31 protein-coding genes are annotated in these 24514 nt (G+C 66.8%); 14 read left to right on the plus strand and 17 right to left on the minus strand.

Going from position 1 to position 24514, the window contains the following annotated elements; translation table 11 throughout:
- Nucleotides 1–116 precede the first annotated feature (116 nt).
- Nucleotides 117–1280, plus strand: a complete 1164-nt coding sequence (locus tag AB0H76_RS12300; RefSeq protein ID WP_357321562.1) for an epoxide hydrolase — start codon at nucleotides 117–119, stop codon at nucleotides 1278–1280.
- Here AB0H76_RS12300 and AB0H76_RS12305 read toward each other — a convergent pair.
- Genes AB0H76_RS12305 through AB0H76_RS12315 form a run of 3 tightly spaced genes read right to left on the minus strand, consistent with a single transcriptional unit; the run spans nucleotide 1270 to nucleotide 2945 of the window.
- Complete coding sequence (locus AB0H76_RS12305) at nucleotides 1270–2091, minus strand: alpha/beta hydrolase (protein ID WP_357321564.1); 822 nt, start codon at nucleotides 2089–2091, stop codon at nucleotides 1270–1272. The two genes, AB0H76_RS12300 and AB0H76_RS12305, sit on opposite strands and share 11 nt — an antisense overlap.
- 12 nt (nucleotides 2092–2103) lie before the next feature.
- A complete protein-coding gene (locus tag AB0H76_RS12310) occupies nucleotides 2104–2598 on the minus strand; it encodes an SRPBCC domain-containing protein (protein ID WP_357321566.1) in 495 nt (164 codons plus the stop codon).
- A gap of 11 nt (nucleotides 2599–2609) precedes the next feature.
- On the minus strand, nucleotides 2610–2945 hold the full coding sequence (locus AB0H76_RS12315; RefSeq protein WP_357321569.1) for a metalloregulator ArsR/SmtB family transcription factor: 336 nt from the start codon (nucleotides 2943–2945) through the stop codon (nucleotides 2610–2612).
- Nucleotides 2946–3094: 149 nt separating this feature from the next.
- Between AB0H76_RS12315 and AB0H76_RS12320 the strand changes: the two genes are divergently transcribed.
- Nucleotides 3095–3724, plus strand: coding sequence for a class I SAM-dependent methyltransferase (locus tag AB0H76_RS12320; protein WP_357321572.1), 630 nt, complete (start codon nucleotides 3095–3097; stop codon nucleotides 3722–3724).
- A 98-nt stretch (nucleotides 3725–3822) separates the two neighbouring features.
- On the opposite strand, the gene AB0H76_RS12325 is transcribed toward AB0H76_RS12320, so the two are convergent.
- Nucleotides 3823–4224 carry a hypothetical protein gene (locus AB0H76_RS12325; protein WP_357321574.1) on the minus strand — a complete coding sequence of 134 codons (402 nt, stop codon included), beginning with the start codon at nucleotides 4222–4224 and terminating at the stop codon, nucleotides 3823–3825.
- A 178-nt stretch (nucleotides 4225–4402) separates the two neighbouring features.
- Nucleotides 4403–5383, minus strand: coding sequence for a LysR family transcriptional regulator (locus AB0H76_RS12330; protein ID WP_357321577.1), 981 nt, complete (start codon nucleotides 5381–5383; stop codon nucleotides 4403–4405).
- Between AB0H76_RS12330 and AB0H76_RS12335 the strand changes: the two genes are divergently transcribed.
- Together AB0H76_RS12335 and AB0H76_RS12340 are read left to right on the plus strand one after the other, a co-directional pair.
- Entirely contained in the window at nucleotides 5382–5759 is a 378-nt protein-coding gene (locus AB0H76_RS12335; protein WP_357321579.1) for a VOC family protein, read from the plus strand. The genes AB0H76_RS12330 and AB0H76_RS12335 overlap by 2 nt on opposite strands.
- A 62-nt stretch (nucleotides 5760–5821) precedes the next feature.
- Complete coding sequence (locus tag AB0H76_RS12340) at nucleotides 5822–6781, plus strand: neutral zinc metallopeptidase (protein ID WP_357321581.1); 960 nt, start codon at nucleotides 5822–5824, stop codon at nucleotides 6779–6781.
- A 7-nt stretch (nucleotides 6782–6788) separates the two neighbouring features.
- Here the strand turns inward: AB0H76_RS12340 and AB0H76_RS12345 are convergent, their stop codons facing one another.
- The gene (locus AB0H76_RS12345; RefSeq protein ID WP_357321583.1) at nucleotides 6789–8003 is read right to left on the minus strand and encodes an MFS transporter; all 1215 of its coding nucleotides are present in this window, start codon (nucleotides 8001–8003) and stop codon (nucleotides 6789–6791) included.
- Between the two features lie 111 nt (nucleotides 8004–8114).
- Between AB0H76_RS12345 and AB0H76_RS12350 the strand changes: the two genes are divergently transcribed.
- From AB0H76_RS12350 to AB0H76_RS12365, 4 genes are all read left to right on the plus strand, one after another.
- Nucleotides 8115–9035 (plus strand): LysR family transcriptional regulator, encoded by a 921-nt coding sequence (locus tag AB0H76_RS12350; protein WP_357321585.1) that lies wholly within the window; start codon nucleotides 8115–8117, stop codon nucleotides 9033–9035.
- A 9-nt stretch (nucleotides 9036–9044) separates the two neighbouring features.
- Nucleotides 9045–9362: a DUF222 domain-containing protein gene (locus AB0H76_RS12355; RefSeq protein ID WP_357321587.1), complete on the plus strand. Its 318-nt coding sequence runs from the start codon at nucleotides 9045–9047 to the stop codon at nucleotides 9360–9362.
- A 60-nt stretch (nucleotides 9363–9422) separates the two neighbouring features.
- A complete protein-coding gene (locus AB0H76_RS12360) occupies nucleotides 9423–10955 on the plus strand; it encodes a PQQ-binding-like beta-propeller repeat protein (RefSeq protein WP_357321589.1) in 1533 nt (510 codons plus the stop codon).
- 90 nt (nucleotides 10956–11045) lie between these two features.
- A complete protein-coding gene (locus AB0H76_RS12365; RefSeq protein ID WP_357321592.1) occupies nucleotides 11046–11870 on the plus strand; it encodes a DUF1206 domain-containing protein in 825 nt (274 codons plus the stop codon).
- 48 nt (nucleotides 11871–11918) lie between these two features.
- Here the strand turns inward: AB0H76_RS12365 and AB0H76_RS12370 are convergent, their stop codons facing one another.
- The gene (locus tag AB0H76_RS12370; RefSeq protein WP_357321594.1) at nucleotides 11919–12863 is read right to left on the minus strand and encodes an oxidoreductase; all 945 of its coding nucleotides are present in this window, start codon (nucleotides 12861–12863) and stop codon (nucleotides 11919–11921) included.
- Between the two features lie 153 nt (nucleotides 12864–13016).
- On the opposite strand from AB0H76_RS12370, the gene AB0H76_RS12375 reads away from it, so the two are divergent.
- Nucleotides 13017–13820 (plus strand): class I SAM-dependent methyltransferase, encoded by an 804-nt coding sequence (locus AB0H76_RS12375; protein WP_357321597.1) that lies wholly within the window; start codon nucleotides 13017–13019, stop codon nucleotides 13818–13820.
- A gap of 233 nt (nucleotides 13821–14053) precedes the next feature.
- Here AB0H76_RS12375 and AB0H76_RS12380 read toward each other — a convergent pair whose 3' ends face one another.
- Complete coding sequence (locus tag AB0H76_RS12380; RefSeq protein WP_357321600.1) at nucleotides 14054–14626, minus strand: hypothetical protein; 573 nt, start codon at nucleotides 14624–14626, stop codon at nucleotides 14054–14056.
- 181 nt (nucleotides 14627–14807) lie between these two features.
- Here AB0H76_RS12380 and AB0H76_RS12385 point away from each other — a divergent pair, with 181 nt between their 5' ends.
- Nucleotides 14808–15245 (plus strand): nuclear transport factor 2 family protein, encoded by a 438-nt coding sequence (locus AB0H76_RS12385; RefSeq protein WP_357321603.1) that lies wholly within the window; start codon nucleotides 14808–14810, stop codon nucleotides 15243–15245.
- A 129-nt stretch (nucleotides 15246–15374) separates the two neighbouring features.
- A complete protein-coding gene (locus AB0H76_RS12390) occupies nucleotides 15375–16190 on the plus strand; it encodes an NmrA family NAD(P)-binding protein (RefSeq protein ID WP_357321605.1) in 816 nt (271 codons plus the stop codon).
- A 48-nt stretch (nucleotides 16191–16238) separates the two neighbouring features.
- Here AB0H76_RS12390 and AB0H76_RS12395 read toward each other — a convergent pair whose 3' ends face one another.
- Nucleotides 16239–16733 carry a heme-binding protein gene (locus AB0H76_RS12395; RefSeq protein WP_357321608.1) on the minus strand — a complete coding sequence of 165 codons (495 nt, stop codon included), beginning with the start codon at nucleotides 16731–16733 and terminating at the stop codon, nucleotides 16239–16241.
- A gap of 22 nt (nucleotides 16734–16755) precedes the next feature.
- Here AB0H76_RS12395 and AB0H76_RS12400 point away from each other — a divergent pair, with 22 nt between their 5' ends.
- Nucleotides 16756–17187, plus strand: coding sequence for a MarR family winged helix-turn-helix transcriptional regulator (locus AB0H76_RS12400; RefSeq protein ID WP_357321611.1), 432 nt, complete (start codon nucleotides 16756–16758; stop codon nucleotides 17185–17187).
- Between the two features lie 233 nt (nucleotides 17188–17420).
- On the opposite strand, the gene AB0H76_RS12405 is transcribed toward AB0H76_RS12400, so the two are convergent.
- The 4 genes from AB0H76_RS12405 to AB0H76_RS12420 all read right to left on the minus strand — a co-directional run bounded on the left by AB0H76_RS12405 (nucleotide 17421) and on the right by AB0H76_RS12420 (nucleotide 19434).
- Complete coding sequence (locus tag AB0H76_RS12405; RefSeq protein ID WP_357321614.1) at nucleotides 17421–17837, minus strand: DoxX family protein; 417 nt, start codon at nucleotides 17835–17837, stop codon at nucleotides 17421–17423.
- A 165-nt stretch (nucleotides 17838–18002) separates the two neighbouring features.
- The gene (locus tag AB0H76_RS12410) at nucleotides 18003–18686 is read right to left on the minus strand and encodes a PAS and ANTAR domain-containing protein (protein ID WP_357321616.1); all 684 of its coding nucleotides are present in this window, start codon (nucleotides 18684–18686) and stop codon (nucleotides 18003–18005) included.
- A gap of 63 nt (nucleotides 18687–18749) precedes the next feature.
- Nucleotides 18750–18926, minus strand: a complete 177-nt coding sequence (locus AB0H76_RS12415; protein WP_357321618.1) for a hypothetical protein — start codon at nucleotides 18924–18926, stop codon at nucleotides 18750–18752.
- 151 nt (nucleotides 18927–19077) lie between these two features.
- On the minus strand, nucleotides 19078–19434 hold the full coding sequence (locus tag AB0H76_RS12420; protein WP_357321620.1) for a DoxX family protein: 357 nt from the start codon (nucleotides 19432–19434) through the stop codon (nucleotides 19078–19080).
- Nucleotides 19435–19748: 314 nt separating this feature from the next.
- On the opposite strand from AB0H76_RS12420, the gene AB0H76_RS12425 reads away from it, so the two are divergent.
- Complete coding sequence (locus tag AB0H76_RS12425) at nucleotides 19749–20333, plus strand: hypothetical protein (protein ID WP_357321623.1); 585 nt, start codon at nucleotides 19749–19751, stop codon at nucleotides 20331–20333.
- 55 nt (nucleotides 20334–20388) lie between these two features.
- Here the strand turns inward: AB0H76_RS12425 and AB0H76_RS12430 are convergent, their stop codons facing one another.
- Together AB0H76_RS12430 and AB0H76_RS12435 are read right to left on the minus strand one after the other, a co-directional pair.
- Nucleotides 20389–21207, minus strand: a complete 819-nt coding sequence (locus AB0H76_RS12430) for a PE-PPE domain-containing protein (RefSeq protein WP_357321625.1) — start codon at nucleotides 21205–21207, stop codon at nucleotides 20389–20391.
- Between the two features lie 529 nt (nucleotides 21208–21736).
- Complete coding sequence (locus AB0H76_RS12435) at nucleotides 21737–22693, minus strand: NADP-dependent oxidoreductase (protein ID WP_357321628.1); 957 nt, start codon at nucleotides 22691–22693, stop codon at nucleotides 21737–21739.
- Nucleotides 22694–23173: 480 nt separating this feature from the next.
- Here AB0H76_RS12435 and AB0H76_RS12440 point away from each other — a divergent pair, with 480 nt between their 5' ends.
- The gene (locus AB0H76_RS12440; protein WP_357321631.1) at nucleotides 23174–23521 is read left to right on the plus strand and encodes a hypothetical protein; all 348 of its coding nucleotides are present in this window, start codon (nucleotides 23174–23176) and stop codon (nucleotides 23519–23521) included.
- Nucleotides 23522–23736: 215 nt separating this feature from the next.
- Here AB0H76_RS12440 and AB0H76_RS12445 read toward each other — a convergent pair whose 3' ends face one another.
- Both AB0H76_RS12445 and AB0H76_RS12450 read right to left on the minus strand, forming a co-directional pair.
- Nucleotides 23737–23937, minus strand: coding sequence for a DUF664 domain-containing protein (locus AB0H76_RS12445; protein ID WP_357321634.1), 201 nt, complete (start codon nucleotides 23935–23937; stop codon nucleotides 23737–23739).
- A gap of 92 nt (nucleotides 23938–24029) precedes the next feature.
- Nucleotides 24030–24497 (minus strand): hypothetical protein, encoded by a 468-nt coding sequence (locus tag AB0H76_RS12450; RefSeq protein WP_357321635.1) that lies wholly within the window; start codon nucleotides 24495–24497, stop codon nucleotides 24030–24032.
- Nucleotides 24498–24514: the final 17 nt, after the last annotated feature.

The following is a 24514-nucleotide window of genomic DNA, read 5'->3' on the forward strand; positions in this document are numbered from 1 at the left end:
CGCCCGGTACGGAACCGTCCGTTACGGCCGAGCGCGAGCGCTGGAATTACGCTGAGCTACGCGACGCAACCGCACTCGTGCCGTCGGCAACGGCGTGCGCGCTTTCCTGTACGGCTATGCGAGGAGTTGAGGCTTCTTGTCGAGAAAGGAGCCCCGCTGTGGCCGCCGAGCCATTCGAAGTCAGGATCACCGACGCCGAGATCGCGGATCTACGTGAACGATTGCGACGGACGCGGTGGCCCGAGCCCGAGCCGGTCGACGACTGGTCACAGGGTGTGCCGCTGGCGTACGCGCAGGAGCTGTGCCGCAGTTGGGCCGAGGACTACGACTTCGGGTTCGCCGAGCGGCTCAACGTGTTCCCGCAGTACCGCGACACGATCGACGGACTGGGCATCCATTTCCTGCACGTCCGTTCGCCCGAGCCGGACGCGTTCCCGCTCGTGCTCACCCACGGGTGGCCGGGTTCGGTGCTCGAGTTCCTCGAAGTCCTCGGCCCGCTGACCGACCCGCGCGCACACGGCGGCGACCCGGCGGACGCGTTCCACGTCGTCGCGCCGTCGCTGCCCGGATACGGCTGGAGTGACAAGCCGTCGACGACCGGGTGGGGCGTCACTCGCACCGCGCGCGCCTGGGACACGTTGATGGTTTCGCTGGGTTACGAACGCTACGGCGCGCAGGGCGGCGACTGGGGTTCGGCGGTGTCCGGCGCGCTGGGCGAGGTGGCACCCGAGCGAGTCGCCGGCGTGCACCTCAACCTGGGGTCCGTGGCGGCGGGCACGTTCGAGGATCCGACGCCTGCGGAGCTGGCGAACCTGAAGGCCGAGAAGGACTTCCAGCGGACCGGCCGCGGGTACTCGGCGATCCAGGCGACCCGGCCCCAGACCCTCGGGTACGGCCTCACGGACTCCCCGGCGGGCCAGGCCGCCTGGATCGCCGAGAAGTTCTGGGCATGGACGGACAACGACGGCCATCCCGAGGACGCGTTGTCGCGCCGGACGATCCTCGATGAGATCTCGGTCTATTGGTTCACCGCGTCGGCCACGTCCTCGGCGCGCCTGTACTGGGAGAGCTTCGCCCACTTCCGGGACAAGGTGACCGCGCCGTCCGGGCTGTCGATCTACCCGCGCGACATCACTCGTCCGTCGCGGCGGGAGGCCGAGCTGCGGTTCACCGACCTGCGCTGGTTCGAGGAACTACCGCACGGTGGTCACTTCGCCGCGCTGGAGCAGCCGGAGTCGCTGGTCGAGCAGGTGCGCGGGTTCTTCCGCCTCATCCGCTGACTGTCGTCCCATTGTCGAGAAGGAACGTGCGGAGCTGTTCCGCCACCGGCTCGGGAGCGGCCCAGAACGCGGAGTGGTCCTGGTCGGCCAGCGTCAGCACGGTGACGTTCGACAGGATCGCGGCCAGCGCCTCGGCGCCCGTGCGCATGAAAGCCTCGCTGTTGGCGCCCACGGCGACGGCGATCGGCGCGTCGATGGTCCAGCGGTCGGTGGGCAGGGGTGTGCCGTCCTGGAGGCCGCGCCAGATTCGACCGTCGTAGGCGTAGGTGTGGGCATAGGCCGCCATCTGCGCCCACGACGGGTCCGCCTTCATCATCGGGATGTATTCGCCGGGGACACCGACCACCTCGGTCATGAAGTACTCGCTCGCCTCGCTGCGCCGGCCCGCCGCGACCAGCGCTTCCAGATGCTCGACGGAGTCGGCGGGGACCGGCGGCCGGGAGCCGTCGACGATGAACGGAGGCTCGTAGAGGTAGAGACCGCTGACCTTGTCGCCCAGCGCGCCGGCCGCATCCAGTACGAGCCCGCAGCCGCCGGATCCGCTGGTCAGGGCTGCGGATCCGCCGAGGATGTCGATCAGTGCGGCGATGTCGTCGATCTCGCGGGCCGGGTCGTAGGGCTGCGGGTCACCGCTGGCGCCGCGGCCGCGCCGATCGAAACTGATCACGGTGAAGTCCTTCGCCAATGCCGTGGTCAGCCCCGCGACACTGGAGTGGTCTTCCGCGACGTTGCTGACCACGATGATCGCGGGGCCCGACCCGGTCAGCTCGTAGGCGATCGTGGTGCCATCGGCAGAGGTGAGCGTGCGCATAGTCCTTCTCCTTCAGTGGTTCTCGGTGTTCATGACGTTGCCGAGTCGGTCGAGCGCCTCGGCGTAGCCCTCGGCCATCTGCTGCGCGACCGCCCGCTGCAACGCCGCGCGGTCGGGAAAGCTCGCCACGACCTCGACGGTGCACCCGGTGCCGGCCGCGGCGAAGGTGACCGTGGTGGGGAAGGTGCCCGTGCCGTCGGGCCGCCATGCCTCGTCGGCGAACGCGTCGTCGTAGGCCAACTCGGCGTGCGGAACGACCACGGTGTAGGTGGCGACACCGCGTACCGCGGCTGCCGAGCCGTCCGCCGGCGCGATCTGGAAGCGCCAGCGACCGCCTGGTCGCACGTCCATCTCGTACACGGTCGCCACCCAGCCCTGCGGCCCCCACCAGCGACTGATCGCCTCCGGATCGGTCCAGGCCCACCAGGCGCGGTCGACGCCGGCGCCGTAGGTGCGGCGGAGGTGGATGGTGTTGTTCGTCCTGTCGATCACGATGCCGTCGGGCACGGTCGACCTCCTCACTGGTTCGGCTCGGGTGCGCGGTCGTCGTCGAGGAAGGACCCGAGGCGATCCATTCGTTCCGCCCACAGCACCGCGAAGCCCTGCGTCCAGTCGCTGATCACCTGCATCGCCTCGGGATGTAGGTGATAGATCCGCTGCTGTGCCCGCTTGGTCACCTCGACCACGCCCGCCTCCGCGAGCAGCCGCAGGTGCCGGGACACCTGCGGCTGGCCCAATCCGAGCGCCTCGACGATGCCGCCGACCGGCTGCGGCCCGTCCTTCAGCAACTCGACGATCCGGAACCGGTTCGGCTCGGAGATCGCAGCTAGTCGCTGCTGCACGGTAACGACCATGCTCCGAATATACGCCTTTATGTATATGTGCGCAATTAGATGTAAGCCTTCTCGTTCCTGCCGGGACGACGGAACTCCCACTCCTGGTTCAACACCCGCTCATGCCGCGATCCGGCAGACTGGTGCACGCCCTATCTCATGATGTCTGCATGCACCTACCGTCACGGGCTCAGCGCGAGGCTGACCTGATCGCCTACTACGACAACGAAATTCGCGAACGCGCGGCACGCGAACTGCCACCGCCACGGCTACTGCGCCGTGCCGAATACCTCGAGCTCCTCCGGCGGGAAGACATCGCGGACATGCTGGAAATCGGCTGCGGCCCGGGCCGCGATGGCATCGCGTTCGCCGACGCGGGTCTCGCCTACACCGGCGTCGACCTCGCCCCTGAGAGCGTCGCGACCGCCCGGGCGCTGGGGCTGGACGCGCGCCAGGCTTCCGTCCTGCAGCTTCCGTTCGAGGACGCGAGCTTCGGCGCCGGCTGGACCATGAGCACCCTGCTGCATATCGCCGACACCGACCTGGACGAGGCGCTATCCGAGATCCTGCGCGTCCTGCGGCCGGGAGCGCCGCTGGCGATCGGCCTGTGGGGCGACCAGCACGGCAGCGAACAGCAGTGGGACAACGACAGCGGGCACGGCCCGGCCCGGTTCTTCAGCATCCGCACCGACGCCGCGTTGCAGGCGGTGCTGAAACGGCACGGCACCCTCGAACAGTGGCGGACTTGGTCAGGTGCGGAGAGCTGGCACTACCAGTGGGCGGTTCTACGCCGAGACTGAACAAAACACCGCAGGCCGTGAGATCAACAGCAGGACAACGGAGTTGCGCCCAGCCGAACTCCGGCAGTGGGTGAGCAGGCTATGCCGATGTAACCGATTTACGACCTCGCACGCCGCATCTTCGTGAAATACACCGCCGGTTCCCGCGTGATCAGCCCGTACCCGCGATCCGGAGTCGCCGCGAACGGAGCGGGCAGATACAGCACCGGCAGCACCTCACCGATCAGCGGCCGCTCCTCCCGCGTGATCCGATAACCGATCTCGACCACCTCGGGCACATCATCCACAACCGCATCGCCCCGGACGCTCCGATACGGTTCGAGGCGCACCGTCCGAATCGCCGTCCGCGCCCACCGGAACAGCACGCACTCACTCGCTCCCGGCCGCGCGTACTCCACCAACCCCACACCGTCACCCCAGAAGACGAACTGCTCGTCCTCCATCGAGCTGTGATACCCGGCCTCCGCACTCCACTGACCGATGATCTCGTCACCATGCATCGAGCGATTGAACCACCGCGCCACCGCGACCGGCGCGTTCGGTTCAGGCCGACTCGAAGATCAGCACGTTTACGGCGTTGATGCCGATGCCGATGCCGATCCCACCGACCGTCCATCCGAGAGCTTCGGCGCTGTTGCGACTCAGCCGATCATTGATTCGCTGCAGGAGTGGATCGACCTACAGGGCGAGCGGGCCGACATCCCGGACCGCCCGTGCGAAGTCGCGAGTGAGGCTTGTCTCGGTGGCCGTTCGCCAGATCAGTGCCCACTGAGCAGGTGGGGCGTCGGTGATCGGTATGTAGGTGATCTGCGGGTGCGGATAGTAGCGCGAGGCGTGGGAATGCATGGGCGACACTGCTTCTCCCGCGGCCAGGAACGGTGTCATCTCGAGGAGATTCGCGGCGACCGGACCGATCCGAATCGGCCGCCCCCGGGGCGTGTGGGCGGGGACCAGTCCCTCGCGCCAGTAGTCCGGACGCGCTCCGCCTATCACCGTCGTGTCACCGAGATCTTCGCGGGTGGCCCAACCGCGTGCGGCCAGCGGATGGTCGATGGCCAGGGCGAGGACCACGGGTTCGGTGAAGGCAACCGGGCCCGTCGTGAGATCCGGCTCCCGCACCGGTAACCAGAGGATGCTCACATCGACTTCGTCGCGCCGGAGCGGGCCGAATGGGTCATCGAAACCGATGACGCGGACCTGCGTCTCGCATTCGGGATGCCGGGCGGTGAACAGATCGAAGAGGGGTTTCAGTTCGGCCTGGTTGGTGCTGATCATGCCGAGCCGCAGTGTGGTGGTCTTGCCGCGCGCCGCGGCGGTAGCCCGCCGCAAGCTTTCCTGGAAGCCGCGATACAGGGGGGCCAGATCCTCGTAGAGTTGCTTGCCGATCGGGGTCAGAGTGACTCTGCGACTGGATCGCTCGAACAAGGCGCCGCCGATGTGCCGCTCCTGCTTCTTGATCGCCTGGCTGACCCGTGCCTGGGTCACGTGCAGTCGCTCGGCGGTCCGGCCGAAATGCAGCTCCTCGGCCAAGGCCAGGAAGATCTCGACATCCCGAAGCTCCACCCGACCTGCTTTCATAACCGCTGAGTTATGGCAGATTATCGAATCGGCCGTTGTTCGGATCATCCGGCCACGTGAAAGTGAAACCATGATCGTCATGAATTCCACCTTGTCCCTGACGGTGGATGACCCGCCGGCGTCCAGTGTCTTCTTCACCACCTACCTCGGATATCACGAGTCCGCCGCCGCCGACGACTATGTGCGGCTGGCCCGTTCGGATGCCGCCACCGCGATCGTGCTGCAGCCACGAACCCGCTCCGGCTGGCTGGAGGACGAACGGCCGGCCGGCTTCGTGGTGTCCCTCACTGTTCCCGATGTCACTGCCGAGTACGACCGGCTGTGTGGTGAGGGTGCGCCCATCGCGGTGGAATTGTGTGAAGAGTCTTGGGGCGAACGGCATTTCCAGCTCATCGATCCGAATGGAGTGGTGGTCGAACTGGTTCAGTGGATTGCACCGTCCCGCACGCGATCCTGACCGTCGGCTGACCCACACCCGGCGGGGCGGTGCGGACGATCTTGCTGTGGTAGACAGAGCCGATGAAGTGCGTGTGGGGGGCTCTTGTCGTGGTCGCTGTCAGTTTGATTTCCGGTTGCGGTGTCGCTGACCGCACCACGGCGGGCCACGCCACGGCGGCGTCGGCGACAACTTCCTCGAGTCCGCTGCCGACGAGCAGCTCGCTCAGTCCGACCACGACGACCTCCACCACGCGGACCTCGCCCCCGCGAACCCCCAGCACCAGCGGACCGGTCCAAAGCGATCCCGACCTCGGGTACAACCCCATCCTCACCCGCGAAGGCGCCGGAATCAGTGCCGTGAACTGCCGCCTGCCCGCCTGGAGCGCGAATCAGGCTGCGGCCGAAGCCTTTTACCGGGCCGCCATCGAATGTCACAACGATTCGTGGCGACCCGCTCTCGCCGGATTCGGCATCACTCTCACTGCGCCGTCGTTATGGGCAGGCGCCCGCGGTGCCGACTACAACGGCGCGTGCGGCGCCAATGCGTCTGGGCGCGAAGCGTTCTACTGTTCCCAGGGCGGGGAGATCGTGATGCCCTACGACACGATGAAACCCATCACCGAATACGGTGTCGGCTATGCGCTCGCGGTGCTGTCCCACGAGTACGGGCACCACCTTCAGCGGGTCACCGGCCTCATGACCGCATTCCAGGCCCGCGTCGCAGCCCTCGATTATTCGGACCCGGCCGTAGACCTGCTCAACCGCAGGCTCGAACTGCAGGCATGGTGTTTCTCCGGAATGTTCTACGGCACCAACACCGGTCGCGGCTCGATCACCGCCAGCCTTACCAAGCAGGCCAACGACAACAACAGCGGCGCGGGGGACCGCCCGGGTGAACGTCGCTTCCATGGCACCTCCAAAAATGTCGCCAATTGGTTCGGCTGGGGCCAGCACCCGTCGCTCGACCCGAACGCCTCCGTCACGCCCTCCATGTACGAGTGCAACCCGTGGGCGGCCCGTGATGCCGGGTGGCTCGAGTAGCTGACGACTAGGAATCTCGAACTCGTCCGTCGACCGGGGCCGGGCCGAGGGCGGCGGTGAGCAGGGCTGCTGCGGCGAGTACGCCACCGAGCCACATCGCCGAGGTGACGTCGACGACGTCGGCGGCCAAGCCGCCGACCAGTGCGCCCACCGCGATCGCCGCATTGAAAATACTGGTGAGCAGGGCGGAAGCACCCTCGCGGAACCTGGGGGCGGAGGCTACGACCCAGGTCAGGCTGCTGATGGAGACACCGCCGTAGGTAAGCCCCCAGATGGCCATCAGCGTTCCGGCCACCACCAGGGACCCGCCGAGCGCGGGGAGTGCCAGCACTGTGAGCGCCAGCACCGTGCTGAGGACGATCAGGGTGGCGCGCGGCGCGCGGACGACCGCGTTGCCCGCGACGAAATTGCCGATGACTCCGGCGATTCCGTAAACGAGCAGCAGCGTGCCGATGGTCGCCGGGCCCGCGCCGGATACCCGCTCCAGCACCGGTCGCACGTAGGTGTAGGCCGCGAAATGCCCGGTCACCAGGAACGCGACGATGAGCAGCCCGGTCCGCACCTGGGGGTAGCCGAAGAGCCGCAGCACGCCGCCCAGCGAAACTGCCTGTCCGGCAGTCATTCTCGGGAGCACCGCGGCGACCGCGAGCAGCACCAGGACGGCCAGGGCCGCGGTGGCCAGGAAGGCCACCCGCCATCCGGCGAGCGCGCCGAGGAACGCGCCCGCGGGAATGCCGAGCACCGAGGCGACCGCCACGCCGCTGAACACCAGTGCGGTGGCCGGCCCCGCCGACTTCACCGGCACCAGGCGCACGGCCATCGCCGCGGCCATCGCCCAGACGCCGCCCATCCCGATGCCGACCAGCACGCGGGCCGCGGCCAGCACGCCGAAGTTCGGTGACCACGCCGCGCCGAGGTTGCCCAGCGCCACCACCGCCAGCAGCCAGCCGAATACCCGGCGCCGATCGAACCGCCCGAGCGCGGAGGTCAGCAGGGGCGCGGCGATCGCGGCGACCACCCCGGTGATGGTCAGCGAAAGCCCGGCCCGGCCCTCGCTGACCTGCAATGCGGCACCCATGGGAGTGAGCAGTCCGACCGGGAGCATCTCCGCGGTGACCACCGTGAAGGTCGCGGCCGCCAGTACAGCCACGCCCGACCATCCACGCACCGTCGAATCCTCTTGTGCCGGTGGCGGGCCCGCGATTTCCTCTGCCTGTGTCATGTCATCCACTCAAATGGGCAACCGTCCAGGAAACAACGACGAAGTGCTCGTCGTTCCATTAGCTGGGCTCATGGATCGGGATCGGCGGAGCCCCTGGCGAAGGGATGCGGGATGGGCAGTCTGGAAGTTCGGGAGATGGAGGCGTTTCTGGCGGTGGCCGACGAGCTGCACTTCGGCCGGGCGGGCGAGCGGCTGTATCTGTCGCAGAGCCGGGTGAGTCAGCTGCTGCGGACCCTCGAGCACCGGGTCGGTGCTCCACTCGTGGAACGCACCAGTCGCCGGGTCCGGCTCACGCCACTCGGTGAGGGCTTCCTTGCCGAACTGCGCCCCGCCTACACCGCGCTCCAGGCCACCATGGAGGGCGTGCGCAGCGCGGCCCGCGGCGTACAAGGCTTGCTGCGCATAGGTTTTCAGGGTTCTTCCAACGATCGGCTGATGGCCGCGATCGCGGTGTTCCACCGCCGATATCCCGAGTGCTCGACGCAATTGGTGGAGGTCCCGCTCGCCGATCCGTTCGGCGCGTTGCAGCGCGACGAGGTCGACGTCGCGGTCGTCCTGTTGCCGATCGCCGAGGAGGATCTCGTTCTCGGGCAGGTCTTTTCCGAAGAGCCGCAGACCCTGGCCGTCGCGAGCGACCATCCCTTCGCGCGCCGCACCGTGCTGTCGGCCGAGGACCTCGCCGAATGCACGCTGATCGGTGTGCGCGGCCCCGCGCCGCATTATTGGCGACGCGCCCAATCCCTGGACGTCACGCCCGGCGGTCGGCCCGTTCCGGCGGGCCCTACCGTGGGCACCCTGGCCGAGGGGCTGGCCATGGTCGCTACCGGGCAAGGCGCAATGCTGCTGTGCAATGCCGCGGCGCAGGAGCACGGCCGCCGCTCGGTCACCTTCATCCCGGTCACCGGCGTCGAGAGCTCACGCCTGGGCCTCGTCTGGCATCGCAATCGCGAGACCGCCCGTGTCACCGCCTTCGCCCAAGCCGTCTCGAACTCGCCAGCAAGTTTATCGAACATACGTTCTATCCTGAGGTAGCCTGTCCGGGTGACCATACATTCGACCGCGCTGGCACCGGATGCTCCAGCGCCGGGATGGCCAGATCTGGCCGATGTCGACCTGCTGCGCATACTCGTCGAAACCGAACGCCGCCGGCGGCGACTGGATGCCGCCATGCGCGCGGCGGTCGCCGAAGCCGAGCGGCGTGGCCTCGCCGCGGATACCGGCTATCGGGACACGGTGGAGCTACTCGCCGATCTGCTGCGCATCAGTGCCCCTGAAGCGCGCCGGCGGATCGAATACGCAGCGCCGCAACCCCGCTCGCGTTCCCGGAAGGTATGGCGGGTGCTGGCGGCAGCCAGTTGAGCTCGGCCGCCGATCGCAGCTCGCCGTGTGATGAGCCGGCGTTCCGGGCAGGATGCCTGCATGTCCGTCTCGTTCCGAATTGACCGGATCATCGGGGATCGCCTCTTCGCCGAAGTAGGTGATCCGGTCCTCGTCGTGGAGGACGAACGTCAGCGTGTGCTGGCTGTGGCGGGTGCATGCGACTTTTCCACTCGCACTGCGCCGGTCGGTGTTTACGGTGCCGACGACCTAACGTGCCGCGGGTTGCTGCGTGCGCGGTTTCCCGTGCACGCCATGGCTTTCCATCCCGGCCTTCCGCTTCTGGCAGTCGGCTCGGGTTCTTATGACGGCGGCTTTGCCTTCAGAGGCCAGCTACTCCTGCTGGACTTGGAGACGGGCGCGGCCACCTCTCTGTTGAAGAGCTACTCCAGCTTCGAGAGCTACTCCGGCCGCCAAGTCCTGGGTCTGGAATGGCTCGACGACCATCGGCTGCGCGTGCGGATGGCGCCGCCGCACGATCACAAAGACGACAGCGCGCTGGTCGAGGGGTATGTCGCGGTGATACATCGCCCGGACTGGAGGTCCGTGCCGGCGAACTCGCTCACCGAAGACGACCTGGACGGCCCTCGGATACCACTTCCGCGTCCTGATGGCCGAGACCGGGCGCGCCGGCGGATCTGCGAGCTGGCCCCGAAATGGCAGCCGCGGCGCAACATTAGCGCGCTCGAAGAGCTGTCCGACGGCAGGATCATCGCCGCCCTCGACGGCGTCGGGTTGGAAGCCTGGTCGCCGTCGGGCGACCTGCTCTGGACTGTCCCGGATCACCTGGGTGGGCGCGACATCGTCGTGGCCGCCGATGAGCGTTCGGCCTGGATCGCTCTGATCCGACGCGGATGGCGGAACGAGCCGCAGTCGGTGGTCCGGCTGTCGCTCGAAGACGGGGCGCAGCTCGACCAGCTCAGTCCACCCGCTCCGGGGTCTCTGGTGCGCTGCGCTGACGGCGTGCCCGCATTTGCCCCGGAGGGATCCAATTACGAACACAGCAGGCTCCGTATCCGGCGCGGTACCCGTATCTATTTCTACGATATCCTGCGCAACGAAGGCGCTTTGGGCAGCGGCGGGCGCGAAACATGGCTTGCTACAGCCGATTTCGAACCATCGCAGGTGGTCCATCCTCCGCGAGCGCCGAAGCTGGCGGACTTCACACGGGTGTTCCCCTTCTCGTGGGCGCCGGGCGAGACCCATTCCGCCGGTCCGGGCGTGGAGACATCCGACGGCGACCTGGTCCATGCGGGGACCGTCTACAACAGCCGCGGGCTACAGCCCGGCGGTTCGTTCGTCGTGCGGCGCAGCGCAACGACCGGCGAGCCGACCTGGATTTTGCGGGCCGATCGCGAGGCAACCTCCCTCGATGCCGACGACGAGAGCGTGTACATCGCCTACGACGACGGTGAGCTCGTAGCACTCGAACTCCGTTCCGGCGCAGTCCTTTGGCGCCGACACCTCGCCGTCGCAAAGATTCCCGTCATACCGACAGCCTTGACCGTCGTCGGTCCCGGCCGACTCCTCATCGGCTCCGACGACGGCCGAATTCTGCGGTGCTCGATCGGATAGCGCCTGAAACCGCCGATTTCGGACATCCGATAATTCCGCGACCGGCGCGGTGCGGGGCTCGCGCGGTTACGGTTTTCCCATGGTGTGGTTATGAGTAAGTCGAATCAGGTTCATCACGAGGTGGCCAGGAGTGCGCCGTTCCAGTTGGCGGCGCGGGTGGGCTTGGTGGCGTATGGCGTAGTCCATCTTCTGGTGGCCTGGGTCTGCGTGCAGGTCGCGCTCGGCGACCTGGACGGTGACGGGGTCGGGAAAGCTGACAAGACCGGTGCGCTGCAGAACCTCGCGGAGAACTCCGGCGGCGGGTTCGTGCTCTGGCTGATCGCCGTCGGGCTCGGGTTCGCCGTGCTGTGGCAGTTGCTCGAAGCCGGCACCGGCGCGCGAAACAGCCGGAAGGAGAAGCTGCTTCGCGTGATGAACTTCGGTGAGGCGATCCTGTTCGGCTACCTCGCCTACAGCGCGGCCAAACTCGCGAAAGGGAAGCCCGCCTCGTCGACCGACGAGGCGCAGCTCGGTCTCATCGGCAGCCTGCTCAGCAAGGAGTGGGGCAAGCCGGTGGTGATCTTCATCGGGCTCGCCATCGTCGCCGCGGGCCTGTTCGTCGCCCACCACGGCTGGTCGAAGCAGTTCCACGGAGAGCAGGACTTCCGCAAGGTGAGTCGGTCGACGGAACGGGTCGTGATCCGGCTCGGGCAGGTCGGTTACGTGGCGCTCGGTGCGGTGTACGCCGGCGCGGGGGTGCTCGTCATCGTGGCCGCCGTGCAGAGCCGGCCGGAGAAGGCGACCGGGCTGGACGTGGCGCTCAGAACCCTGGCGACCCAGCCGTACGGCACCGTGCTGCTGCTCATCGTCGCGGCCGGCCTGGCCGCGTTCGCGGTCTTCACGTTTCTCGACGCCAGGTTCCGCAAGGTCCACTGAGCGGATGAAAGAGGTTGCGCCGGTGTCCTGTCTCGTTGCTGATGCCTTTCAGTCGAAGGTGTAGGTGACACCGGTCAGTTCTTGGGATCTCGCCCACAGAGCTGCGGCGAGGTGGGGGTCGTCGGCGGTGGCGGTCGGTTGGTTGTGGGTGGGGTAGCCGCGGAGTCTGCCGTTGGGGGGACCGTAGAAGTCGCCGCCGCATGCGGTGGGGTCGACGGCTGCACGCAAGGTGGGCAGGGCACCCATGTCGGGGGATTGCATCATCCAGTCGGTCAGCCACCGGTTGCGGGGCTGGTTGAGAAACCGCAGCACCGCACCCATGTTGTAGCCGAAGTCGGTGCGCGCCAGCCCTGGTTGCGCGGCCAGTGACCGCACAGCGGTGCCGTTGAGGCGACGCTGTAATTCGAAGGTGAACAACAGGTTTGCCAGCTTCGAGGCCCCATACACGCGCAGCGGCCGATATTCGCGATGCTGGTAGGACAGATCCTCGAGGTCGAGGGCCGTTTTGAACGTCGCTGAGCCGCTACTGACAGTGACTACGCGCCCGGCCGGAGCCGCGCGCAGCAGGTCCAGCAGTAGTCCGGTGAACGCGAAGGGTCCGAGATGGTTGGTGGCGAAGGTGGTTTCGAATCCGTCTTCGGTGCGGGTGCGGTGCCGGATCAGCGTGCCGGCGTTGTTGATCAGCAGATCGACACGGTCGCATTCGGTGCGGACTCTCGCTGCCGCCGTGCGCACCGACTGCTGTGAGGCCAGATCCAATGGCACGATCGGCAAGTCGGCGGCAGGGGCGCTTCGGCGGATGAGTTGTGCCGCCTTGATGGCTTTTTCGATGTTGCGACAGGCCAAAATCACCCGTGCGCCGCGTTCGGCGAGCATCCGCGCGGTGGCCAGCCCGAGCCCCGCGGTAGCGCCGGTGACGACGGCGGTGCATCCCGGTAAATCGGGAATATCGTCGGCGGTCCACGGCGTCGTTCTACGCACTCGATTCCTCACTGCTACCCGAAAGCGTTAGCTGGCTCCACAATTCTAGAAGGCCCGGCCGCCCATGCCGGCGAAGCTGTTCTGGCGGTGTGGATTCGATCACTTCGCACCGCAGAAGACCACAAAACCGCGCTCGGCTCACGAGACCAGGCCTAGCGTCTGGACATGAGCTCGTCTTCACCGATCTCCGCGCCGGACGACCCGCACTACACGCTGCCGAACGAATGGGATTTCGCCGACGAACGCCTTGCCCTGCTCGGCGCGGCCTATGACCCAGCAAGTATCGCGCTCGCGCAACGGCTTGGTGTGCGTGCGGGATGGCGGTGCCTGGAAGCCGGAGCAGGCGGCGGGTCCTTCGCGCGATGGCTGTGTAGTGCCGTATTGCCCGGTGGTCGAGTGCTTGCCGTCGATGCCGACCCGCGCCATCTCGCCGACCTACCGGGCCGCGGTGGTGAAGTCGCCCAACTCGACCTCGTCGCCCACGACCTCCCTGAAGGCGCGTTCGATTTCGTCCACACCCGATTCGTCCTGCTGCATATCGCCGATCGGGACATCGTTGTGCGGCGATTGGCCCGGGCGCTGGCACCTGGCGGCGTGCTCGTGCTCGAAGAAGGCGATGGGCTCGGCGTACTCGATGAAATGCCGGGTGCTTTCGGCGAAGTCTGGCGCGCTTTCGCACGCTCGACCGAGATCGCGGGCGCGAGTCAATCGTGGGCCCGCAACCTGCCGACGGAGTTGGCGGGACTCGGGCTCGTCGATGTTCACGCCGAAGCGGACATCCCGATGTTTCGCGGAGGCTCACCGATGGCGCGCATGTGGAACCTGACCTGGGCGCAAGCGCACGACACCCTGGTCGGTCTCGGTGTCCGGCCCGAGGTGGTTGCCGCCGCGCGGGCCGAGCTGGAAGACGAGCAGCGATGGCTCTACGCCCCGCCCACGGTCCGTGCATGGGCCCGCCGAGGGCTGTGATCAGGTCATCCGCTCATGCCCCTGGGCGGGCGATTCGAGGCGTCAATGCGGCGCGCCCGAAAAGACAACGAGCCGAGTACATCTCAACGTTCTGTATTGCCCAATTGGCCCCCGGTAGAAGCTGCCCGGCGCGCACCGTTACTCGATCGGGCGGTGGAGCAGGGCCTCATCGAAGACCGTCACCCATTCGGCACCGACCGCCCGGTAGCCGAAACGGGTATGCAACGCCTCGATCACCGCGGGCATATGCCCCGCACCGTAGACGACCGCCACGACTTCTTGCCGAGGGCCGACACCAGAGCTGTGTCCCGGTCCTGGATGAACATCTTGTTCATGAACCGGAGCCGCACCTCGGTGTTGTCGTGGACATCGAACCGACTTCGCAATAGCCAGCCACGACCGCCGAGAGCCATTACCACCACATAGAAGGGTGTCAGCAGCAGGAGGTCGAGAAGGGACAGAACCAACATCCGCCGCCGTCGATTGCGGCGTGCGGGGGCGTCCGGCCACACGATGGGGATACCGAGCGCCGCATGGTCGATGTCCTGATGCACCAGATGCCGTGCGGAACGCTGGAAGGTCAGTCGCATCGCGAGGACGACGGAGAGACCGGTGGAACTGGGAGCGTCGGTACCTTCCGAGACAATCAGGTCGCACTCACGCAGACGGTCCGTCACCTCCCGGTAGAACTGCGGCTGACCGATATGGATCATCGGAAAGAGCCGAAAGGTCAAAGGCTTTCCTCGTGCCCGTAGATCGATGATCGCCGACCGCAGCCCGTCGACACTGAACTCGGTGATCTGCACCGCCCACCGCCCCCTGTGACCGCAGCGGGAGTTCGTGCTCACTCCCTGCCTGAATACAAGGATAGCCAAACAGCCTGACCCGCAACTCGAGTTGGTTTCGCCCTGATCTCCGAAGCGTATTCGGGTAGACCACTGGCGTCGAGCCCGCATTCCCGGTGAGCGGCATCTGTAGCGTATTTCCATGTCGACGCATCGCATACTGGAGAACCTGATCTATCGCTACGCCGATCTCGTGGATCGCGGCGACTTCGCGGGGCTGGGGGAGTTGCTTGCCGATGCCACTTTCTTCGGCGGCGGGGGAGAGTTGAAGGGGTGCAAGGCGATCGAGGATATGTTCCGGGCTCTGGTGATCGTCTACGACGATGGGACACCGAAGACCAAACACATCACGACCAACGTGATCCTCGAGGTGGACGAGGATGCGGGGACCGCGCGTTCGCAGTCGTATGTGACCGTGTTGCAGGCAGTGGACGGGCTTTCACTGCAGCCTGTTGTCGCCGGGCGATACGAGGATCGGTTTCTACGCCGGAATGCGCAGTGGCGGTTTGCCGAGCGGCGGTTCACCCTCGATCTCGTGGGGGATGTCGGCCGGCATTTGCGGCGGCCGGTGGCACGGTAGATCGCCGAGTGGTACGAGATGGCTTGCAGGATGCGCGGTTCCGCCAATGAGCACGCTGGAGTCCGATTCACCGTAGTCGTCCGGAGCTAGGACCTGTCGCCATGGGCCGTCCCGCTTAGGATCGGTCCAATGATTCTGGTGACAGGGGCGACCGGCAATGTCGGTGCGGAAGTGGTGCGGGCGCTGGCCGAGAGCGGCGAATCGGTGCGGGGGCTGGTGCGCGATCCCCGGCGTGCGACTGCGCCGCAGGGTGCGGAACTCGTCGCAGGTGATCTCGGCGCTCCCGAGTCGCTGGACTTCGACGGCGTGCGCGCGCTGTTTCTGCTGCCCGGCTATCCGGGTGTGGCGCAGGCGGCCGCGAAGTCCGGCGTCGAGCACATCGTGCAACTCTCCGGTGTTTCCGCCGCTACCGGCGATGCCACGAACGCAGTTACGCGTTACATGATGGCTTCGGAACTGGAGGCCACGGAATGCGGTGCGGCGGCGACCATTCTGCGGCCCAGCGCTTTCGCCGCCAACGCGCTGCGCTGGCTGCCGCAACTACGCGCGGGCGACGTTGTTCGCGCGCCGTTCCCGCAGGTGCGCACCGCCGTCTTGGACCCGCGAGACCTGGGTGACGTGGCCGCGGCCGTACTGCGAGCGAACAGCCATCACGGCGAGATCCTCTGGCCCACCGGGCCGGAGGCGCTGACACCGGCCGATCAGGTCGCGGTTCTCGCTGTGGTCCTCGGTCGTTCGCTCACCTGCCAGGGGCTCACCGACGACGAGGCCCGCATCGAGCTGCTCGAAACCACTCCCGCCGAATACGTCGATGCCTTCTTCGACTTCTACGTCAACGGTGCCATCGATGAATCCATCGTCCGCCCGACGGTGCGGGAGATCCTCGGCCGCCCGCCGCGCACCTTCGCCCAGTGGGCCGCCGTCCACGCCGCCGCCTTCTCCTGAGCACGAGGTACATCTACCCGACCCGGGGAGACCCCGGGTCGGACCTCGCTACGCCGACGCACCGGGCAGCAGCGAAGCGAGCCCGATCTCCGCGCATGCGTCGTCTTGTTCCGGGATTCCGCCACTGACAGCGATCGCACCGATAACGACATCGTCGCGCCGCATCAGTCGAGAACCCGCACCCGCGACGATGGGTGTGCCGGCGAGCTGATCCATCTGCGCGAACAGTGCGGGCCATGCCTGCTGCATGCGCACCAGCTCACCGCCGTCACGCTGGAACAGTGCCACGCTCGACGCTTTCGCCGGGGCGATGCGCGCCGACAGCGGCGGCGCGCCGTCCATGCGATCGACCACCAGCACGTGCCCACCGCAATCGACGATCGCGACTGTGACTCGCGCACCGAGCGTGGTGGCGTGTTCCCGTACGCGGGCACTGACGGCCCGCGCCTGCTCCGAAGTGAGTGACATCGCTCCACCTTCAAATATCTTGGACCAGCCAAACTTGGTCGAACCAAGGATATCCATATTCGTGGGGGAGTCCAAGGGTTTGGTTATCCTTTGGTCCATGGAGCTGGAGGAAACGCCCACCCGCCTGCGCAGCAAACCGACGTGGCTGATCAGTAAGACCGCGGTGCAGGCGCACCGGCTCATCGCCGAAGCGATGACCGCGGTCGACGGCCGCGCCTACCACTTCGCGATCCTGGCCGCACTCGACGAATTCGGCCCGGGCAGCCAGGTTCGGATCGGCCAACGGTGCGGAATCGACCAGAGCGATATGCACGCCATGGTCAAGGAATTGATCGAGCAGGGACACGTCGCCCGCGCCCCGGACCCCGGCGATCGACGCCGGAATCTGATCACGTTGACCCGCTCGGGTCGTCGCCGGCTCGAGAAGCTGGACTCAGCACTCTCTAGTGTCCAAAGCGACCTGCTCACCGGGCTGTCGTCCACCGAGCGAGATCATCTTGCCGCACTGCTCACCCGAGTTCTCGGGTAGATACCCGACCGGGGCAATGCGCTCTTACGTCATGAGATCGGCGGCGGTTCAACACCTCCGCGCGCGAAACAACCACTGTCGGAGGGTCGCGGGGTGGGCGGCCCGACCCCATGACGCCCGCCCCGCGACTCCGATGGGGGCAGTCCGACCAACCCGACCGGACCGCCCCCTGTAACGCACAACGCGGCTACCGGCGGCTGGGGTGCCGCCGGTAGCCGGGTGTTATGCGTGGGTCATCGCTGGATCAGCGTGCGCAGGTCGGTGAGCGTGGCCCGGCGTTCGTAGGCGATCCAGGCGAAGATCGCGGTGAGCACCAGCGCGAACGGGGCCAGTTCCGGGCTTCCGGCCAGGAAGGCGTTGTAGCCGGCGGCGAGGAAGGTGAGGATCGCCAGGCCGGTCGCGGCGGCGGCGGTCAGTCGGGGCACCATGAGTCCGATGCCGCCGGCGACCTCGGCGAGGCCGATGAAGATCAGCAGCGCCAAGGGGATGGAGAAGGCGGTGGTGTTGTTTTCCATCAGGGTGTGGGGGATGAGGAGTTTCGGGCCGCCGGAGGCGATGAGGAAGAACAGGCCGAGCACGATCTGCAGGGTCCACAGGACGCGGTTGCGGATCTTGCCGGTGCTGGTGGGGGTGGCGGTGATGGTGGCCATGGGGTGTTCCTTCTGGGTTGGTCGCGCCGGGTTGGTGGCGTGTTCGTCAGTAAGGACGGGGGTGGTTCGGAAAACTCATCGCCGCAGTCGAAAAGATTCTTTCACCGCAGGTCGGGGTTCCGGAAATAGCTGAAGGCCAACAGGTATGGCGTCCCGAACGAAATGTCAGTCCGAGGTCGGTGGGTCCTCGTGCACGGTGAGCAGAAGGTGATCGAATTGGGTGCGTTGGCCGACCGGGCTGCTGCCCAGGGCGGTGAGCGCGTCCAGGAGTCGAGCGGCGAACTCACGCAATTTGATGTTGGTTTCCTGGGAACGCCACCGCAGGACGGCGAAAGCTTGTTCGGCATCGATTCCATAGGTGAGCATCAGCGTGCCTTTGGCTTGCTCGATGGGTGCGCGCGCGTCGACGATGGCGGGTAGGTGCTGTTCGAGGGTGTGCTGCCGGTGCTGCTCGAGGAGTTCGGTGAGGTCGACGAAGTAGCCGGTGGTGCCGACCATGGTGCCGGTGTCGTCGTGGAGACGGTCCCCGACGACGATGACATCGCGGGTGGCGCCCGCGGCATCGATGATGCGGTGACGCGAGCTGAACGGTTCACCGTCGGTGACCGCGGCGGCCAGGGTCGTGGCGACGGTATCCCGGTCGTCGGGATGCTTATGCGAGAGCAGCAGTTCGGTGCTCGGTTCGATCGCGCCCGGTGCGTACCCGTAGAGGCTGAGGATCTGGTCTGACCATTCCCACCGCTCTTCGGCGAACCAGAATCGGAACTTCCCCGTGTTGTTCGGGCTCATCTGGGCCTCGCGCTGCGACGGCGGTTGCTCGCCGGAGGGCGACGGTACAGGCGTGTGCACTGAACCAGTATGGGCACAGGAGGCCGATCCAGGGGGCGGCAGCGAGGAACAAATCAGGGTCGATCAAGCCTGGACGGCGGCGAGTACCTGCTGGGCGGTGCGTGTATCGGCGAGCGGATTTATCGTCTCGGTCGCGGTGGATTCGGCCAGGATCGGTGCCAGCGCCGCGGGCTGCATGCGGGCGAACTTCATCGACCAGCCCTCGTAGCCGCGCGCAACGATCGGGCCGTGGTCCACCACGATCGGGCGGCGGCGTTGAGTTCGCGGGCACGATCGAGCAGCACGCTGATCTCTGCCTCGTCCAATGCGAAGCGTGCGGTGCTGGCGTAGGTGAGGGCATGCGCCGACCGAAGATCAGAAGAGGTGGCCGACAGCCGCACTCGGCGTCATGTCACCAGGCGCCGTGATAGATCACGCCTAACACGAGGGCAGCTACCGCGGTGACCAGAAAGGCGATTCCGCCGACTATGTCGCGAGAGCCGACCCGCAGGTGCGCGGCGATCGCGCCGATGAAGTACAGCACCAGGCCGGTGGCGGCCAGCGTTCCGAGTATCGGCACGGCCAGCCCGGCAAGCAGGCCGACGGCGCCCGCGGCCAGCAAGGTGCCGAGCACGGGCACGTACTTGCGGGGGATACCCTTCATGTCCGCTTGGGTTTTGGGGTATTCGTGGCCGATCAGATACGTGACGGCGGCGGCGCCGTTGAAGAGCACGCCGAGGATGCTGACCGTAACGAAGGCGATAAACACGTTCTCTCCGAACATTGGGCTGGCAATTCAGCGCCGCTGTCGGTATCGATTCGTGTCCCGTAAACGGTCAAGATCCTCTAACGGGCACCTGCCGAGACGATAACACCGTCCTCCGGCAAACGGACCTATCGGTCCATACGCACGCGGTGTCATCGGGGTCCAAAGTGCCTGCATCCGTTGGGATTCAGGCGCAAAATGGTTGTATCCCTTGACGAATCGGTACTGGAGTACGCCATGCTCGTTCTTACGGATCCCACCAAATCCGACAGCACAGAGACCTTTCCGCAGAAGGACTTCGCCAGACCAAGGCACGGGTGCTGAAAAGGGAAGTCGACGCCATCGAGTGTGAGAAGTTCTTGGCGGACAAAGAGAACGGCCGGCGTGCGACCTGGCTGGGCCGCATCCAGAAGGAACAGGACACCCGGCTCGCCACCCTCGAGCAGAGCAAGTTCGTGGTGTTCACCCGCGGCACCGATCCGACGCAGGCGCTGAACATCATGATCTACGAAACCTTCGGTGGTCTGCTCGCCGGTCCGGAGCGCGCGGACAAGCCGACCGAGGAGGAGGCGGGCGTGCAGACCGGTTACGGCGTCAAGATGACGAGTCAGGGGCGGCTGGAGGAGTGGTCACTGGGCACCCTGGATGGCTTCTCGACGGGCGGGTACATGCTGATCGCGGCTGCGAAACCGACTGCGGTGCGGTTGCCTCCGGTGAAGGTGCGCAGCGTCGGCGAACGCGGGGTCACCGGTTTCGCCGATCAACGCCTGCTCGGCGTCGCGATCCTGAAGGCTGGGCCGAAATCCACCGCGGATCCGCTGGAACGGGCGATCGAGGGCCTGATGAAACAAGGGCAGGACAACGCGGCGCGCGCCCTGCGCGACGCCGTGCTGCATCGCTGAGGGGGTCCGGGGCGACGTTGGCCGGCAGCGCCGGTGGGTAGTAGCGAAGCACCGCTCAGTCGCCGAACTGCTCCGTGATCTTCCGGGCCAGCAGCTCGCATCCGGTCTCCCCGTCGCCGTTGTAGGGCACTGTCGAGTACGAGGTGTGCTGGCCGCCGGTCGCGTTCAGGCGCGGGTGGAACGGCAGGTAGGCGCGCGCCTCCTGGATGGCGGTGTCGACTCGGCGTTTCGCCCGCTGGACCGCGGCCGGGTTCCCCGGTTCGCTTGCGCCCCAGGCATTTTGCCGGGAACGGTGGCGCAGGCGATCCATAACCGCTGTGCCCCAGCGGATACCGTCACCGGACATGAATTCGGTGAGGTCCGCGAGGTCCCGCAGCAGGGAGTCGGGCGAGGCGTTGCAGATGGGGTCGTGGTCGTTGGCGATCCACCAGGTGGGCACCGCCACGTCACCGCCCGGGCCGGCGACGCCGGAGCCGGCCAGGTGCGGCTTTCCCACCGCGAGACCGTGCGGCATCTGCGGGTCGGCGACCAGCCCCGTCCCGAGAACGTGATCGCGGGCGGTGATCGCGGTATCGGCGAGTAGCTCGCGCACGACGGTGCAGCCTTGGCTGTAGCCGAGAAGAATGATCGGCCCGTCGGCATCCTCGACCGCGGCGGCCAGTGCGCGCACTCCGGCTTCGACGGAATGGCGGAAGGCGACGCCGTCCAGCTTCGGCACGGGACCGTAGGAGGCGGGGTAGGGGATCCAGCGGGTCGCGAACCGGTCGTCCAGGTGGTCGGTGACGGCGGCCAGCATCCCGGACACATCGGTCCGGGTGTCACCGGGATAGGACTCGCCCGTACCGCCGACAGCGAGCACCGTGATACGGCTCATGTGACTCCTTCCTCCGGCTAGATGCCGGAAATTCGAAGTGGTGGACACGTCTGCGATGCCTCGAGCGATATTCGGTGATTACCGGCGAACTCCCTTGCTGTCGAACTGGCAGAGGTCGCCTTTGATTCGGTGTGGCCTTTACTGATTACCGACAACTTCGATTCAGTTGTTGGCAGCGACGCTGGCCGCGGATGACTACAGCTCCACACTCCATGATGGCTCGACAGCCGTCGCCGCGACTATCGGCCTCCCATATTCCGAGGTCGTGGTCATCGCGAACGCCGGAGGGGCCGCGTGGGAGCCTGCTGCGCCGCGCCGGTCACGAGATAGCAGAGTCTGACGAATAGGTGGCCGCAGCCGATATCTGGTCCGAGTGATCAGCGGCAACTCGATACGGCCGACCTGCGGAAAAACAACGGACCCAGCGACTCTCGCCCGTCACGCCCGCAAATGCCGATTTCCGTACGATGTGCTGCGCCAGAGCAGTCGGTCCCGCACCCCGCTCTATCGGCCGCATCCATTGTCACGGTCAAAGGACGATCACGACCTTGCCGCGCACGTGTCGGCCCGCCTGGAGCTCGACTGCCGCGCGGATGTCTTCGACGGGAAAGGTCGCGGCGATGGGTACGCGCAGACGGTCGGACGCGACCAGTCGCGCGATGTGTTCGAGCGCGTCAGGTGCGGCGTTGGCCCCGTTGGCTGCCGGGATGCCTTCGATCACGGTCGCGATAGTGCAGATGCGACTGTCCGGAACTCCCAGCTCACGGGCGGCATGCACCGTGTCTGTTCCGTGCAGGTCCAGTGCCGCGGTGACCGGGCCCACATCGAGGTCACGGATCCTGGTGGTCAGCCCGTCGCCGTACGCGACCGGTTCGACGCCGAGGCTGCGCAGATACTCCGCTGTGGACGGCGAGCCGGTCCCGATGACTCGGGCGCCCGCGATGCGAGCCAATTGGACGGCGAAGACGCCGACCCCACCGCCCGCACCACCGACCAGCACCGTGTCCTGCGGACCGAGGTCGAGGACATCGAGCGCGGCGGCCGCGGTACTGCCCGCGATCGAGAGCGTGGCGGCGGTGCGATCATCGACGCCGTCCGGAGTGTGATGGGCGACGCCGCTCGCGATGTTTCCATCCGTGTCGACGACGACGAAATCGGCGACAGCCCGGGACAAGGCGGCCCCGAACACCCGGTCGCCGACCGTGTAGCCGTTCGCGCCCGCACCGACCTGGTCGACGACCCCCGCGTAGTCGGTCCCGAATCCGGCCGGCAGGCTCAGGCCGAACCTGGCCGCGGTCGCGGCGTCGGCGGTCATGACCCAGTCCATGGGGTTCAAGCCGGCCGCTGTGACTCGAACCCGGATCTGCCCGTCGCCCGCCTGCGGTTCGGGCACGTCCTGGACGGTCAAAACCTCCGGACCGCCGAATGATTCGAGTCGGACCGCCCTGCTCGGGCCGGATCCTGGTCCACCGTTGTGCTGCTGCATGCTTGCCGTCTCCTCGTGATCGTGGAGCCATTCCTATGCTGACAAAGCTTCGCGGCGTCCGGTGGTAGCTGGGGGTTATCGACGGCACCGGGCCGGTCGATCATCGCAGGATCGACCAGTCACCGGTCGACGACACGGCAATCGGTGCGCAACGGGATCGCGGCGGCGAGACGGCTACCGGGTGTCGGAGGATCTCAGGTCCCACGACAGCCGGATAGTTGGCGGCCTACGTTCATCGTTTCCACACGAAAGTAGCTGCTGTGTAGCAAAAATGGACATTTGACCGATACGGACTCGGGTGCGGAGGGCGCACTCGTCTCGAGTTGGAGGTCAATCATGTCGCAGTGGAGGAGAAGTTCGCGCCCGGTTCGGCGGTCGGTCTTGCTGGCCGCGGTCGCCGGGACGGTGGCACTTGCTCCGGCCGCGCTTGTCATACCGGCATTCGCGAGCCCTGATCAGAACCCGGCTACCACCACACCTGTGACCACTGCGCCGCCGGTGACTACCGCGCCGCCGGTGACCACGACTCCGCCGACCCGCACCACTGTTCCGCCGGTAACGATCGAACCGCCCGTGAAGACCCCGTCATTTCCGAAACCTGTTGAGCCGGAAGATCCCTACGGCCCCGACGGCTTCGATGTCTGGGGCTACGACCGCTGGGGTTTCGACCGCTGGGGTTACGACCGGTGGGGCTATGACCGACAGGGTTACAACGCGCAGGGCTACACCTGGCAGGGCTGCGCCCGTTCCGGTCCGGACCGGCCTGACGCCGACCGGGCGGCCTGCGAACTGCGCCGGGCGCGCCCATCTACTGGTAGCGCGGGCTGAACACGTCCCCCTCGAGGTGTAGCGCAGAGAACCGCGCCGCGCGGGTCGGATGAGAGCAACCGACCCGCGCGGCGCGAGGGCAGTCGAAGACCAGCCTTCTCGAAACCGCGCCAACTCCTTCGCCGGAATCCCAAGCGCGTCGTAGGACAGACGCTTGTGCTCGAAGGACAACTCCCGCAACGTTTCCGACGCCCCACCTAAGCGACGGGCGGGATTCATTTGCCGGTAGCGCCGTCGAGCAACTCGCGCAGGATGTCCAGGTGGCCGTTGTGCCGGGCCGTTTCCTCGGTGAGGTGCAGCAGAATCCAGCGCAGGTCGACGCGGACGCCGTTGCGGATGGTGCGCTCGGCCTTGCTGTCCAGGCTGTTCCAGCGAGGAGTGCCTTGCGGGCGTTCCCGGCGGAGACGCCCTCGCATTTGGTGCGTTCGTCCCACGCGGGCGGAGTGTCGTCGATTCTGGTCATCGCCGGGAGCATCCTCGATCACCGCGACCGGTGTCGAGGTATTTATCAGTACACCCGGAAGTTGGTGACGCTCGGGGTGTGGGGGAGGTCGGTGGTGAGGGTGAATTCGACTTGGCCAGGGCCGGTTACGAGGCGGAGGTTACCTACGACGGGGGCGGACCAGAAGAAGGGTTGCCAGGCGCCGAGAGCGGTGGAGGCCTGGCCGGTGGCGCCGGTGTCGAGGTTGCGCCATTGGACTGTGGGCGCCAGGCCGCACCACGGGGCGGGGACGCCGAAGACCTTCAGCCAGCCTTTGAGCTGGAGGTCTACGGTGCCGGGGACATCGCCGTCCGGATAGACGTTGCCTACTGCCCAGACGTCGCCGGAGCAGCCCGGGCCGTAGGCGCCCGTGGTGGTCATGGGCAACTCGACGGGGATGTAGTTCGAGGCCGCGGCGGGGGCGCTGGTGGCGATGAGGGCGGCTACTACCGCGCCGGCGGCGAGAGAGATTTTGGCAAGTTTGTGATGGGGCATTTCAGCCTTTCAACTGC

It is taken from the genome of Nocardia sp. NPDC050712 (assembly GCF_040654295.1).
In the GTDB taxonomy this organism is placed as follows: Bacteria; Actinomycetota; Actinomycetes; order Mycobacteriales; family Mycobacteriaceae; genus Nocardia.